At 47.2% G+C, this 14575-nt stretch carries 13 protein-coding genes; 7 read left to right on the top strand and 6 right to left on the bottom strand.

The features are described from left to right. Window positions 1–85 precede the first annotated feature (85 nt). Both J2Z66_RS30905 and J2Z66_RS30900 read right to left on the bottom strand, forming a co-directional pair. Window positions 86–940, bottom strand: a complete 855-nt coding sequence (locus J2Z66_RS30905) for a PPK2 family polyphosphate kinase (protein WP_209976618.1) — start codon at window positions 938–940, stop codon at window positions 86–88. A 53-nt stretch (window positions 941–993) separates the two neighbouring features. Beyond that, the gene (locus J2Z66_RS30900) at window positions 994–1794 is read right to left on the bottom strand and encodes a carbon-nitrogen family hydrolase (protein ID WP_245375965.1); all 801 of its coding nucleotides are present in this window, start codon (window positions 1792–1794) and stop codon (window positions 994–996) included. Between the two features lie 158 nt (window positions 1795–1952). Here J2Z66_RS30900 and J2Z66_RS30895 point away from each other — a divergent pair, with 158 nt between their 5' ends. The 7 genes from J2Z66_RS30895 (at window position 1953) to mtnB (ending at window position 9590) form a co-directional block, all read left to right on the top strand. Beyond that, a complete protein-coding gene (locus J2Z66_RS30895) occupies window positions 1953–3155 on the top strand; it encodes a pyridoxal phosphate-dependent aminotransferase (RefSeq protein ID WP_281068908.1) in 1203 nt (400 codons plus the stop codon). 384 nt (window positions 3156–3539) lie between these two features. Further along, window positions 3540–4640: a glutamate 5-kinase gene (gene proB / locus J2Z66_RS30890; protein ID WP_209976617.1), complete on the top strand. Its 1101-nt coding sequence runs from the start codon at window positions 3540–3542 to the stop codon at window positions 4638–4640. Window positions 4641–4668: 28 nt separating this feature from the next. Next, window positions 4669–5937, top strand: coding sequence for a glutamate-5-semialdehyde dehydrogenase (locus tag J2Z66_RS30885; protein WP_312894849.1), 1269 nt, complete (start codon window positions 4669–4671; stop codon window positions 5935–5937). A gap of 75 nt (window positions 5938–6012) precedes the next feature. Continuing rightward, complete coding sequence (gene proC, locus J2Z66_RS30880; RefSeq protein ID WP_209976615.1) at window positions 6013–6870, top strand: pyrroline-5-carboxylate reductase; 858 nt, start codon at window positions 6013–6015, stop codon at window positions 6868–6870. Window positions 6871–7008: 138 nt separating this feature from the next. Then, window positions 7009–8274: a 2,3-diketo-5-methylthiopentyl-1-phosphate enolase gene (locus J2Z66_RS30875; RefSeq protein ID WP_209976614.1), complete on the top strand. Its 1266-nt coding sequence runs from the start codon at window positions 7009–7011 to the stop codon at window positions 8272–8274. Between the two features lies 1 nt (window position 8275). After that, on the top strand, window positions 8276–8947 hold the full coding sequence (locus J2Z66_RS30870) for a 2-hydroxy-3-keto-5-methylthiopentenyl-1-phosphate phosphatase (RefSeq protein WP_209976613.1): 672 nt from the start codon (window positions 8276–8278) through the stop codon (window positions 8945–8947). Next, window positions 8940–9590 carry a methylthioribulose 1-phosphate dehydratase gene (gene mtnB / locus J2Z66_RS30865; protein ID WP_209976612.1) on the top strand — a complete coding sequence of 217 codons (651 nt, stop codon included), beginning with the start codon at window positions 8940–8942 and terminating at the stop codon, window positions 9588–9590. The genes J2Z66_RS30870 and mtnB overlap by 8 nt, the downstream gene beginning before the upstream one ends. Before the next feature lie 725 nt (window positions 9591–10315). Here the strand turns inward: mtnB and J2Z66_RS30860 are convergent. The 4 genes from J2Z66_RS30860 to J2Z66_RS30845 are packed head-to-tail and all read right to left on the bottom strand — an operon-like array spanning window position 10316 to window position 14486. Next, window positions 10316–10993 (bottom strand): DnaD domain-containing protein, encoded by a 678-nt coding sequence (locus J2Z66_RS30860; protein WP_209976611.1) that lies wholly within the window; start codon window positions 10991–10993, stop codon window positions 10316–10318. A gap of 54 nt (window positions 10994–11047) precedes the next feature. Beyond that, entirely contained in the window at window positions 11048–12343 is a 1296-nt protein-coding gene (asnS, locus tag J2Z66_RS30855; RefSeq protein ID WP_209976610.1) for an asparagine--tRNA ligase, read from the bottom strand. A 44-nt stretch (window positions 12344–12387) separates the two neighbouring features. After that, window positions 12388–13617, bottom strand: a complete 1230-nt coding sequence (locus tag J2Z66_RS30850) for an acetate/propionate family kinase (protein ID WP_209976609.1) — start codon at window positions 13615–13617, stop codon at window positions 12388–12390. After that, window positions 13614–14486, bottom strand: a complete 873-nt coding sequence (locus J2Z66_RS30845) for a 3-hydroxyacyl-CoA dehydrogenase family protein (RefSeq protein ID WP_209976608.1) — start codon at window positions 14484–14486, stop codon at window positions 13614–13616. The genes J2Z66_RS30850 and J2Z66_RS30845 overlap by 4 nt, the downstream gene beginning before the upstream one ends. Window positions 14487–14575: the final 89 nt, after the last annotated feature.

The raw sequence follows: 14575 nt of genomic DNA, 5'->3' as shown, positions 1-14575 counted from the left end.
CTTGCAGATACTATTGGTCCTTCATTGCCGAATTCCTAATGTGATTTGCATATTGCGTATATTGTACAAAAGAATCTCAAAAAAATCAAATATTTGCCGAATCTAGCGCAGCACTCCGATTTTGAGGATCGAGCTTCATGGATCGGATGATCGTTTCCAGCTCTGGACTTGGCTCAGGATACTCAAGCTTCATTTTCTCAAGTGCCTTCACTATAATCCGCAGCACCAAATAATCACGGAACCATCGCTCATTGGCCGGAACGATATACCACGGGGCTTCTTTGGAGCTGCACTCACGAAATACGTCCTCATAGGCACTGCAATAATCGTCCCAATACTTTCTTTCCTCAAGATCACTGGGATCGAATTTCCATTTCTTTTTCGGATTGGTAAGACGGTCATTGATTTTTTCGATCTGAAAATCCTTCGAAATATGCAAAAATATTTTAACGACACTTACCTGCTCATCAACCAGGAGCTGCTCAAAATTTCGTATATGATTAAATCTGCGTTTTACTTCTTTATTGGATATGTTTCCATGAACACGGGTTATAAGCACATCCTCATAATAAGAGCGGTTGAAAGCGGTTATGTGACCGGCAGCTGGGACGGCTTTATGCGCACGCCACAAGAAATCATGGGAAAGCTCTTCCTCGCTTGGCTTCTTGAAGCTTGTTACCTGAAAGCCCTGCGGGTTTATGGAAGACAGGACCTTTTTGATCACGCCATCCTTCCCGCTGCAATCCATCCCTTGAAATACGATTAAGAGCGAGCGCTTTTTATCAGCAATCAGCTTGTCCTGCAAGTTCTCAAGCTTTTCCTTTAAATTCTGGACCTCTGCCTTCAGCTTCTCACTATTTTCCAAACCGCCTGTATCCTGAGGATCGTAGTCTTTCAGCTTGATATTTTTGCCATGCGGCAGCAAATAAGGCTTAATCATCGCTTCCAACTCCTCTTGACTTATTTCTAATGCAATTATACAGGATTGAAGCTTCAGTACAGCTGTGGACGGCGATCCTCGAAAATCGGTATGCGGCTGCGGACCTGATCTACCTCACTAAGTTCAAACGTTGCTTGCAGAATTTCCTCAGCTTCTCCACCTTCAACAAGCACTTCTCCCCAAGGATTAATAACCATTGAATGACCAAAAAATTCGGTACTGCCGCTCTTCCCGACCCTGTTGCAAGAAACAACATACATTTGATTTTCAATAGCTCTTGCCATTAAAAGAGTGCGCCAATGATGCAGCCTCGGATTAGGCCATTCTGCAGGCACGAACAAAATACGCGCTCCTCCCAGCGCAAGCTTACGGGCCAGCTCGGGAAAACGAATGTCGTAACAAATCATAACTCCAGCCGGTATACCCTCCAGCTCAAAGCTGCCGATTTGTTCACCTTCGGTCAAATACTTTTCTTCCTCCATCAGCCGGAAAAGGTGGATTTTCGAATATTCAGCCGTCTCTTTGCCTTCTCGGTCAAATATATACACGGTATTGCGCACATGCTCACCCTGTTTTTCCGCGATAGATCCGGCAATCACATGAACGCCATGCTTAGCGGCAAATTCCGAAATAAACGCTTTCGTGCGTTCTCCCGCTTTATCCGCCAACTGATGAATTTCTTCTAAGGCATAGCCGGTATTCCACATTTCGGGAAACATTAATATATCTGGCTTTACTTCTGCTGTAACGGCCTCGTTCATAAGCTGCTCCAGCCGATTGAAATTGGCGTCAGGATCCCCCAATGCAATATCCATTTGCAAAAGTGAGATGGTTAATTTATCTATTGCAGACATTGAAAGCTCCTTTCATAACTAGAGAATTTGATTCTTTGATACTTTTGATTCTATATTAGAGGAATTGGTGGCTGAGTTCAATGCTCACTATACAGCGCACCGAAATCATGTTACATTATTGCTGATAGCTTAATTCCTTCTTTTCGGAGTGTGATACTATGGAAATATCATCTGCAAATAAAAGCCCTATGCTTATTCAACCAGCGGAGCGGATGCTTCATCTGCCTACCCAATTTTTCGCTAATTTAGTACGCAAAGCCAATGAGCAAATTGCTGCTGGCCATGATGTTATTAATCTGGGTCAAGGTAATCCGGATCAACCTACGCCCCCGCATATTGTGCAAGCTTTGCAGGAGGCTTCGACAAATCCGCTTTATCACCGTTATCCCCCCTTCACCGGTTATCCGTTTTTGAAAGAAGCGATCGCCAAGCGGTATAAAGAGGATTACGATGTAGATCTGGATCCCGAGACCGAAGTGGCTATTCTTTTCGGCGGCAAAACCGGCCTGGTCGAAATCAGCCAGTGTCTGCTGAACCCGGGGGATGTCTGCCTCGTACCTGATCCCGGCTATCCCGACTATTGGTCTGGTGTTGCACTGGCAGGAGCGGAGATGGTGTTCATGCCGCTGAAGGAAGAGCATCAATTCCTGCCTGATTTGTCGGCACTGCGCGAAGCGGACTTGAAACGTGCAAAACTTATGTTCGTCAATTACCCTAACAATCCTACTGCAGTTACTGCTCCTGCTTCTTTCTACGAGGATACGGTAGCCTTTGCTGAAAAACATGGTATCGTCGTTGCTAGTGATTTTGCTTATGGAGCTATCGGTTTTGATGGTCAGAAGCCTATTAGCTTTCTGCAGACCCCTGGCGCCAAGGAAGTAGGCGTGGAATTCTACACCTTGTCCAAAACGTACAATATGGCGGGGTGGCGCGTTGGCTTCGCGCTAGGCAACCGCAAGGTTATTTCTTTGATCAACCAGATTCAGGATCACTATTTCTGCTCACTTTTTGGGGGCATTCAGGCTGCAGCTGCCGTTGCCCTCACGGGTCCACAGGACAGTGTCTTCCAGATGAGTACGCTCTATGAAGGTCGGCGTAATGCACTCTTTCGTGCGCTGGATACGATTGGCTGGCAGGCACAGCCATCAGGCGGCTCCTTCTTCGCCTGGCTTCCCGTCCCCAAAGGACGCAATTCTGCTGAGCTCGCTGACCTTATTCTGCAGGAGGCTAAAGTAGTTGCAGCTCCGGGCATTGGATTTGGTACGCATGGGGAAGGCTATGTGCGGCTCGGTCTGCTTTCCTCAGAAGCACGGCTCGAAGAAGCTGTTCAGCGTATAGGCAAGCTGCATCTATTTGATTAGCAGGCGGCTTGCCTTCCAGATTTGACTTCCAAGCTTGACTTCCAGGCTGTACTTCCAGGCTCAGCTTCCTTTACAAAGATCGTCCCCCATGCTATTCTTATAAAAAAGAAAATGAACGTAGTGATGGGAATAGTAGGAACCGAGCATCATGCATCAGAGAGTAAGCTTCACTGGCTGAGAGAGCTTACCATGTAACGGCACCGAACCCGCCCCTGAACGGTCAGCGATGAGTTGAACAGCACCCTTCTGTTACCAAGGGAACCAGAGTTGGACGCCCTCAAGCGTCAATTTAAGGTGGTACCGCGGAAGTTCCCAGGCTTTCGTCCTTTACAAGGACGGAGGTCTTTTTTGCATTCAGGACTCAATTAAGGATGTGTTACAAACATGCAGCAGCGAGTAGTAATCAAAATTGGCAGCAGCTCTTTAACATCAGAAGCAGGCGGACTTAATCCCGATAAAATTCGTTTTTTCGCCTCCGAGCTTGCCCGGCTTCAACAATCCGGCCAGCAAATTCTTCTTGTAACATCCGGAGCTGTTGCAGCAGGCTTCACGTCACTTGGATACAAGACGCGTCCCAAAGTGCTCCACGAAAAACAAGCAGCCGCAGCTGTCGGGCAAGCTCTCCTCATGCAGGCTTACCACGAAGCGTTTGCAGGACATGATATCGGCGTCGCGCAGATTCTGTTGACGCGTTATGATTTCTCTAACCGGAAGCGGGTGAACAACGCCCTGCTGACGATTGACGAGCTGCTTCGCCGCGGTGTCATTCCGATTATTAACGAGAACGATACTGTCTCGGTAGATGAATTAAAGTTCGGCGACAATGACACCTTGTCGGCACTGGTAGCAAATCTGGTGAAAGCAGCCATGCTGCTGATCATTACAGACATGGACGGCCTCTACACGGATGACCCCAGAAAGAACGCGAGCGCCCAGCGTATCGAGCGTGTGGATCAAATCAGCGATGAGCTTTATCGCATGGCGGGAGGCTCGGGGAGCTCTGTCGGCACAGGCGGCATGCGCTCCAAGCTTGAAGCGGCCCGCATAGCGATGCGCGGCGGCGTGCCTGTATTTGTCGGCCGGGTCGATGCACCCGGCGACCTGTCACTGGCCGCTGATGGTAGCGGCAAAGGCACTTACTTCGACACACAGCTCGGCAACCTGTCGATGAAGAAGCAGTGGGTCGGCTTCCACTCGCTGACGATGGGCACCATTATCGTTGACAGCGGGGCTGAGACGGCACTCCTTTCCGAAGGAAGAAGCCTGCTGCCGGCTGGTGTCAGGGAGGTTGAGGGCGACTTTCACCCCGGTGATGTCGTCGAGGTTGTTGGCTTGGACAAATTGCCTATCGGCCGCGGGGTTGTCAACTACGCCTCCTGGCAGCTGCTTGCTGCTGCCGGACTCTCCACAGAGGAAGTACAAAAGAGAGTCGAGGTCACTCGAATCGAGGTTATTCACCGCGATGAATGGGTGCCTCTGCGCTAAATGAAAATATGTTAAAATATAAGAGTCTATCTACACACAGGAGGTAAAAACAATGAGTGAAGTCAAAGAAAAAGCAATGCTGGCTAAACAAGCAGCTCAATCAATGGGAAACCTCAGCACACAACAAAAGAACGATGCCTTGCTCCTTATGGCCGATGCGTTAGTTGCCGAGCAGGAATCCATTATACAAGCAAATAAGCTCGATCTGAAAAGGGGCGAAGAATCCGGAATTGGCGCCTCCCTATTGGATCGGCTAGCATTAAATGAACAGCGCATCGCAGCCATGGCTGAAGGTCTCAAGCAAGTTATTGAGCTGCCGGATCCAATTGGCGATAAGCTGGAAACATTTAGCCGGCCCAATGGTCTGCTGGTCGAAAAAATTCGCGTACCCCTAGGTGTTATCGGCATTATTTATGAAGCCAGACCGAACGTAACTGTGGATGCAGCCGCACTATGTCTCAAAACAGGCAATGCTGTTGTGCTTCGCGGCGGCTCCTCTGCTCTGAATTCCAACGAGCGGATCGTCGAAGTGCTTCATTCCGCGCTTAGTCAGTCAGCTATTCCAGTGAATGCTTTACAGCTCATACTGAGTCCAGATCGTTCATCTGTAGATGAGATGCTTAAACTTAACGGATTGATTGATGTGCTTATTCCAAGAGGCGGCCATTCACTTATTCAAAATGTGGTCAAAAATGCCACCGTTCCTGTCATTGAAACCGGAGCTGGTATATGCCATACTTTTATCGATCAATCTGCTATACACGAAATGGCTGTGCAGATAGCCTTAAACGCTAAGGTCCAACGCCCTTCTGTATGTAATTCCATGGAAACCTTGCTTGTTCACGAAGCTTATGCAGCTCAACACCTAGCCTCATTGGCTGATGCTTTTTCCCAGGCTAATGTCGAGCTGCGTGGAGAAGAAAAGGCCAAAGCCCTGGTTCCTTATATGAAGGATGCTTCATCAGAGGATTGGGATACGGAATATGGTGATTACATTTTGTCCGTTAAGGTTGTCAGCAATCTGGACGAAGCCATGGATCATATCCGTCAGCATGGAACCATGCATTCCGAATGCATTGTAACCGAAGATGCAGCAAATGCCAGCCGCTTTCTTCAGGAAGTGGACGCAGCAGCCGTGTATCACAATGCTTCCACCCGCTTCACTGACGGCTTTGAATTCGGCTTTGGCGCGGAAATTGGTATTAGCACACAGAAACTTCATGCCCGTGGTCCTATGGGCTTGCCTGCACTTACGACAACCAAATTCCGCGTTTACGGAAGTGGACAAATTCGCTAATTTATAAAAATCAGCCATATACTTGCTCTAAGATCATTTCATTTAGATTTCATTTAAATCAATCAGGAGGCACTTATGACTTCTTCTATAGCTCAAAAACGCATTGCCTTCGTTGGCGCCGGTTCCATGGCGGAAGCTTTATTCCGCGGCCTCATTGAGCGCAATATAACCCAGCCCGAGCAGCTTTACGTAATGAATCGCTCGGATCAGGCTAAGCTGGATCGCATTCACAAACAATATGGCGTTCATGTATCCTCAGATACTTCCCAGCGTGAAGCTTACATCAGCCAAGCAGATGTCGTTGTTGTCTGTATGAAGCCAAAGGATGCTGTCACAGCTTTTCAAGAGCTTAAGGTGCTGTTAAATGAACGCCAGCTGCTCATATCTGTTATTGCCGGACTTTCCATTGAGAAAATGGAGACTTTATTAGGCTCCCGCATGCCTATTGCCCGCACGATGCCAAATACTTCGAGCACTATAGGCCTAGGGGCGACGGGAATCAGCTTTTCTGCCAGCGTTGGGGAGGCTTACCGCCAGCTGGTCATCCAGATGTTCGAAGCTGTTGGTATCGTTACGATCGTAGAAGAAGCAAAGCTGGAAATCGTAACCGGCTTATCCGGCAGCGGACCCGCATACGTATATTATTTTATTGAAGCAATGATTCATGCTGCTGTAGAAGGCGGATTACCGGAGCAAGAAGCACGGAAATTAACTATCCAAACTTTACTTGGAGCAGCGCACATGGTTCAGCAAACACAAGAAGATCCAGCTGAGCTTCGCCGGAAAGTAACTTCGCCTGGTGGAGCTACGCAAGCAGCTATTGAAGCTTTGGACCGTTATCAGTTTAAAGAGGGCGTTGTTACTGCCGTAACTAGCTCAGCAGAACGCGCTAAGCAAATGGGCGAGCAAATCATCACAGCTAAGCAAGACTAATCCAGGATTATAATGGAATAACAAATTTATATCTTCTAACCTTGTAACTTTTAAAAATATAATTATTAAATTGTATCTTTTAACAATATATCGTTTAACATATGTTTCAAAACGATCAAAGAAAAGCAGGTGACTTATTTGAATGCATACTGCCTAGCAACTTATCGCTGCTACGACGAAAAAGCCGATTTTACCAAAAAAGCAAACGGGATCGCAGTTGGTCTAACCGTAGGAAGCTGGACTGAGCTGCCCGAAGCGCAGAAAGCGCAAATGGAAAAGCATTTGGGAAAAGTTATTTCAGTGATTGTACATGAGCCTGTGAATGGGGAAAGTTCTGCAGACCGGTATGCGGACATCAGCATTGCATATCCCGATGTCAATTTCAGCCGCGATATCCCCGCACTGCTCGTTACTATATTTGGCAAGCTTTCGATGGATGGAAGAATCAAGCTCACAGATCTCTCCTTCTCCTCCGATTTCCTTTCGTCCTTCCCAGGTCCTAAATTCGGCATACAAGGAATTCGCAACTTGCTGGGTGTTCACGACCGTCCGCTGCTGATGAGTATATTTAAATCCGTTGTAGGCTATGAGCTGCCAGCGCTGCGAGAGCAGTTTTATTTGCAGGCAGCTGGGGGCGTAGACCTGATTAAGGATGATGAGATCCTGTTCGAGAATCCACTTACGCCGCTTGAGAAGCGAATTGAAGTATGTATGGAAGCCGCTGCTAAAGCAAGTCAGGAAACCGGTCAAAAGCTGCTCTATGCAGTCAACATAACCGGACCTACCTCAAAGCTGGCTGAACAGGCCAAGAAGGCGATCCGGGCCGGGGCCAACGCCATCCTTTTCAATGTGCTTGCCTATGGCTTTGACGTGCTTCACGAGCTTAGCTCTGATCCGGAAATCAACGTCCCGATTATGGCTCATCCCGCAATGGCCGGGGCTTTTTATCCATCTCCACATTACGGTATTACTGCCTCAGTTTTGCTGGGCAAGCTGATGAGGCTGGCTGGTGCCGATCTGGTCCTGTTCCCTTCTCCGTATGGATCGGTTGTTATGCCGCTCGAAGAAAATTTAGCTATTAAGCACATGCTGCTTACGACTGATTTGAACAAAGATTACTTGTACGCTTCAGATGGAGAAAAGTCACAGCTTGCGCCAAGTTTCCCGGTTCCATCCGCTGGCATCCATCCGGGCCTTGTCCCTCACATCCTGCGTGATTTCGGAGAAGAAGTCGTTGTCAATGCAGGCGGAGGTATCCATGGGCACCCATTAGGTACAATTGCTGGCGGTCAAGCATTTAGACAAGCTATTGAAGCGAGCCAGCGGCAGATTCCTCTTCGGGAGTACGCCAGCACGCATAAGGAGCTGCAGATTGCTATAGAAACCTGGGGGGTTAAAGATTAACATGTCAGCACGCAAGCCTTCTGTTATTTTTTGCGACTTTGATGGCACAATTACCCTTAGTGATAATATTGTAGCTATTATGAAGCACTTTGACCCGCCAGGCTGGCAGGGAATTGTGGATCAGGTTCTCAGCAAAAAGGTATCCGTGCGTAAAGGTGTAGGTGATATGTTCGCCCTACTTCCTTCCTCTCTCAGAGAAGAGATCGTTAGCTATTCCATTCATAATGCTGTTATTCGCGATGGCTTTAGTGATTTTATCGATTATTGCAAGCTTAATGATATCAAACTGCTGGTAACCAGCGGGGGCATTGATTTTTTTGTTTACCCGCTGCTGGCTCCCTTTGATATTAAAGCAGAAAATATTTACTGCAACTCCAGCTCTTTTGACGGAGAAACGATAGAAATTCTCTGGCCTCACCCCTGTGACGAGCATTGTCACAACGAATGCGGCATGTGCAAAACAACGATTATCCGATCCTACGACAGCGAGCAGTATAAGCGTATTTTAATCGGAGATAGCGTTACTGATTTTGCTGGAGCACAGCTGGTTGAAACGATTTTTGCCAGATCCCATCTGATCGGACTTTGCGATGAACTGGGGCTTCCTTTCACACCTTTCGAAACCTTCTTTGACATTATCGATAGATTGGAGCAAATGAACTACAATGACTGAACCTATACGTTTGGAAGATAAGCAGCGGGCTTTTGCCGAGCTGCGCAGCATCAAAGCAGGCTTTGCAGCAAAAGGCTGGTTTCCAGCTACTAGCGGCAACCTCTCCGTTCGCGTTGGCGGCTTTGATCCTGAATCCTTTACCTTTGCTATAACCTCAAGTGGTAAAGACAAATCTGTAGAAACCCCGGAGGATTTTCTGCTCGTAAATGAGAAAGGCCTTCCTACAGAAGCCACAGCGCTTAAGCCTTCTGCAGAGACGCTGATTCACTCGGAAATATACCGTTTGACGGGTGCTGGCGCAATTTTTCACGTTCATACTGTGTTTAATAATATAGTTTCGGAGCTTTACTGGAGTAAGGGGCATATTCCCGTAGATGGTGTAGAATTGATCAAAGGCTTTAACATCTGGGAGGAGGATGCTCATATTGAAATTCCGATCCTGCCTAATTATGCGGAAATACCTCGGATTGCAGCACTAGTTGAAGGCGCCCTGCAGCCCAAAATTCCTGGTATCGTGCTAAGAAAGCATGGCATTTATGCGTGGGGAGCTAACTCCTTTGAGGCCAAACGTCACTTGGAGGCATTTGAATATTTGTTCGAATATGTGTATCGCTGGAATTTGCTGAACCCTTCGTCTAAATAAGCATCTTGCTGCTGCGTCCTTTTGAGGCGTGTGTTGATAACGGTGCTAAGTCAGCTATGGCTTCTTCCGAGTGATGAATACCCTAAACTCAAAGGGACAGCCTGCAGACTTTTCTTTCCTGATGGAAAGGGATAGTGACTACTTTATCGGTATTATGCATTCAAGCTTTCTTATAGGTTTAGAAAGACCGCTCCTTCATGCATCATGAGCGGTCTTTTTTGTGAACTTACTGGAATGTATATGTGTTGAGTGGAAATCTGGAGTGACTACTTTGATTATGTTGAGTATTACACCGGTAAAGGGTTTGAGTGTGTGTGGTGTGCTTCACTTAACGATGTTTTTCATCGTTAAAGCAAGTCCTTTCCAGGTCAATCCGCACGTTAATGATGATTCATCGTTAAAAGAGGTCGGATGGCCCACTCAAGTTGAATAACAGGGATTTAACGATGAAAAACATCGCTAACCAAGGTTGTGGAGAGCACCTGATACTTTTAGCGATGAAAAACATCGTTAAAGCACCAGCTCCTCTAGGTTGTGTGCGTTGGCAGGGGCAATCGTGTCCGCTGTAAGGGCCGAGAATATGGAATGTTCCCTTACCAGTAACCCGTTCAGCCTCACAATCACAAACAACAAGCGCCTAAGTTCCTCGCAAGAAACTAGGGGCGCTTGTTATTTTCAAATCTTTTTCAGATTGTTATCTCGTGTTTGCTGTCATCCAGCCAATTTTATCGGGAATTGCGGAACCGCTGTGTAAACTCTTTGGCCTGTTCGACCGTAGCAACCCGGTTTCTGCTCCATTCCAGCAGGATACGGTCCATGTAGCGAAAGTGTACTTTACCGGCGAATACAGCTTCTTTCAAAGCTGCCAATATCAGTTCTTCCCGATAATTATCTTTGTCCAGCCAGCTGCTAATGCCTTCAAGCTCCATTGGTGTAAGAGGCCTGGCAAATTCCTTCTCAATAATTGAAAAGATATCCTTGCCTTTATCAGCATGAATGGTTTTACTTGGACGTATTCGCTTAGCTGCCTGCTCCTCTAAATAAGCAGCGGCCAGCTTAGTATACAGTGGATCCAGGTTGTACCTTTCATACTGGATACCCGATATCTCATCGATATCTTCATCTATAGAAATAAACTTTTCCTTCAGCAGCCTCTGTATGCCAGCAATAACCTGCTCTGGCGCCGCTGACATTAGCGCTTGAATTTCTTCGATTGTTGGAAAATCATTTTTCACTTTATCGAGAAAAGCAATAAGCTGGATGAGAATCATGGCCTCAAGCTCGCTAAGCTTTAGTCTCTTGTAATATTTTAAAAGCAGCGTAGGAACCGCCACAGTCCCTTCCTTCATAGCTGCCTGTAGTAGTGCTTGCTCATGCTTCTGCTCTATGCTTGTTGTTTTCATTCCCGCTCTCCCCTCTCTACTTCCTTCTGTCTTCTCTCTCTGCTCAGTTAACATTTAAGGGTAAAGGCGGTAAAGCAGTCTTGGAAACGGAATCGTCTCGCGCACATGCTCCAAGCCGCAAATCCAGGAAACGGTACGCTCAAGCCCGAGGCCGAATCCGGAATGTGGCACGGTGCCATATTTACGCAGATCCAAATACCATTGATAGGCTTCCTTTGAGAGCTCATGCTCTTGGAATCGCTGCTCCATTAGCTGTGGGTCATCAATGCGCTGACTGCCCCCAATAATTTCTCCATAGCCTTCTGGCGCGATCATGTCCGCACAAAGCACCACCTCCGGCCGATTAGGATCTGGCTTCATGTAGAAGGACTTGAGTGCAGTCGGATAGTGGGTAATAAACACAGGCGTTTCATACTGCTCAGCAATTACTGTTTCATGAGGAGCGCCGAAATCTTCTCCCCATTCAAATTCAAAGCCCTTTTCTTTCAGCAGCTCCACCGCTTTATCATACGAGATTCTCGGGAACGCACCTGCAACCTTAGCCAGTTTATCCGTATCCCTTTCAAGAACCTCCAGTTCCGCCCGACAATGCGTAAGCACATTTTGCACAATGTAAGCGACAAATTGCTCTTGAATCTGCAAACTCTCCTCATGATCTATAAAAGCCATCTCAGGCTCTATCATCCAGAATTCGATTAAATGCCGGCGAGTTTTCGATTTCTCTGCACGAAAGGTTGGACCGAATGAATACACCTTCCCTAGTGCCATAGCTGCCGCTTCCATGTAAAGCTGACCGCTCTGAGTTAAAAAAGCATCCTCGTCAAAATATTTGGTATGAAATAAATTGGTCGTTCCCTCACAGGAGGAAGGCGTCAAAATTGGGGGATCTACCAGATGAAAGCCTCTTTCATTAAAAAACTGCTGAACAGCCTGAATGATTTGCGCACGGATAACCAGAACAGCACGCTGACGAGGACTGCGAATCCATAGATGACGATGATCCATCAAGAAATCAACGCCATGCTCTTTAGGCGTAATCGGATAGTCTTCTGTTATTTGAATAATCTCGATATGTTCAACATCAAGCTCAAAGCCACCCTTGCTGCGGGTATCTTCCTTTACCTTTCCAGTAATGTATAGCGAGCTTTCCTGCGTCAGCGCATTCGCGGCTTCCCATACTTCGCTGCTAACCTCGCTTTTAACGACAACGCCCTGCACATAGCCTGAACCGTCCCGAAGCTGTAAAAATTGGATTTTTCCGCTGGATCTTTTCTTGTTCAGCCAGCAGCCGATCGTCACGGATTCACCTAAATGATGCTTCACTTCTCCGATTGTACTTTTAGTGCTCAAATGGATTTCCCCCCGTAATGGAATTGGAATTCATAATATTCCTCTTATTGTACAACATTCGGCTTCAACAATCCCCTTTCCTTTACGAGGACATAAGTGTCTCTTGCGATCATCCACTCTTCATTCGTTGGAATAACCAGCACCTCGACTCTTGAGCCCGGTCGTGAAATGGTTCGCTCCGTCCCACTGCCAGTACGGTTAAGCTCTTCATCTAGATCAATGCCAAGAAAGGTTAAGCGTTCGCATACTGAACGGCGCAGCAGCTCGGAATTTTCCCCAATTCCTGCTGTGAACACGAGCACATCCACGCCATCCATTGCCGCGGCGTAAGCTCCGATATATTTCCGCAAGCGGTACTCAAACATATCAAACGCCAGGGTCGCCTGTTTATCTCCGGCTGCTTTTGCTTCTTCAATTTCCCGCATATCGCTGCTTGTTCCTGAGATCGCCAGCAGGCCGCTGTGTCTGTTAAGCATGGAGTTAACCTCTCCGATCGTTAAGTCCTCCTTGCCCATGGCATAAGGAACGATAGCGGGGTCAAGATCGCCGCTGCGCGTCCCCATCATCAGTCCCTCCAATGGAGTCATCCCCATACTGGTATCCACCGATTTACCACCCATAACGGCACTCAGGCTCGCACCATTTCCTATGTGACAGGTAATAATCTTGAGCTGCTCAAGTGACCGCCCCAGAAAAGCGGCAGCCCGCTCGCTGACATACTGATGGGAAGTTCCATGAAAGCCATAACGGCGCACCTTATGTTTGCGGTAGAAGGCCATTGGAACCGGATATAAGTAAGCAGCCGGAGGCATCGTTTGATGAAACGCAGTATCAAAAACAACAACCTGCGGTACATGCGGCATATTGGTCTCTACAGCCTCAATGCCCAATATATGGGCAGGATTATGAAGCGGAGCAAGGTCAAAAAGTTTCTTGATTTCCCGCTTCACTTCACTATCTACAAGCACAGAGCCTTTAAAGGCTTCTCCTCCGTGAACCACCCTGTGACCGACTGCATCAATTTCTGAGATTACCCGCAGCAATCCATCCCTGGGATGAACAAGCATATCCAGCACTCTGCGAATAGCCGTTGTGTGATCAAGAATTTCGCTTACTTCACGGACTTCCGGTTTACTATCCGGCTCATGGGTCAGAATGGCTGTATCCATCCCGATTCTCTCTACCTTACCTTTAGCCAGAACAGTTTCATTCGCCATATCAAACAGTTGATATTTGAGTGACGAGCTTCCTGCATTGATAACTAGAATTCTCATAGCCGATCACCGTCCTCATCGTAACGAAAGAAGCCCTCTCCCGTTTTGACACCAAGATGACCAGCCCGTACCATTTGCTTAAGCAGATGAGATGGACGATATTTGATGTCGCCAAATTCACGGAACATTTCCTCCAGCGCAGCTTGTACAGAATCGAGTCCGAAGCGGTCACACATTTCAAGCGGGCCAAAACGAAAGCCATAGCCGATGCGCATAGCTGTATCGATATCCTCAGCAGAAGCAACCCCCTCTGATAAAGTATGCAAGGCTTCGTTGATCAATGTACAGATTAAGCGGCTTGTGATATAGCCGGGCGATTCGTATACCTTAATACTTTTTTTCTGGATAATATCATCTACAAAGCGACGAGTCGCTTCAAAGGTTGCATCAGAGGTTTTCATACCGCGGACAACTTCTACCAAATGGATTTTGGCCACAGGATGCAGAAAATGCATCCCGATAATACGCTCCGGGCTTGTCGTTACGGCAGCGATTTCCGTCAGGCTTAAAGCTGAAGTATTGCTGGCCAATATAGTAGGAGGAGGACAAATTTGAGTCAGCTGAAAAAAAATATGCTTCTTCGCGTTCATATCCTCACTGATCGTTTCAATGACCATATCGCAGCCAGCCAAGTCTTCAAGGGCATCGGCTTTATGTATTCTTGAAAGTATCAGCTTTTTCTCTGCTTCGGTTAAAGCCCAGCGATTAATTTGTTTATCAAGACTGACTGTGATCATATTTAGAGCATGCTCAAGTATTTCCGGTGATTTTTCAACTAGCCTTACATCCAATCCGCGAGCAGCCAGCATTTCGGCAATGCCTTGTCCCATAGTGCCTCCGCCCACGACGCCAATTGTTTTGTAGGTCATATGTACGCTGCTCCTTTCCATGAACATTCATCTGACATAGGATATTAGGATAACCCTTCTTCCTCTATGATACATCGTTCCACCGCATA

The organism is Paenibacillus eucommiae, assembly GCF_017874215.1.
GTDB lineage: Bacteria > Bacillota > Bacilli > Paenibacillales > NBRC-103111 > Paenibacillus_AI > Paenibacillus_AI eucommiae.
Note: the sequence above shows the minus strand (reverse complement) of the source record. Positions and strands in the feature narration are given on the sequence as shown.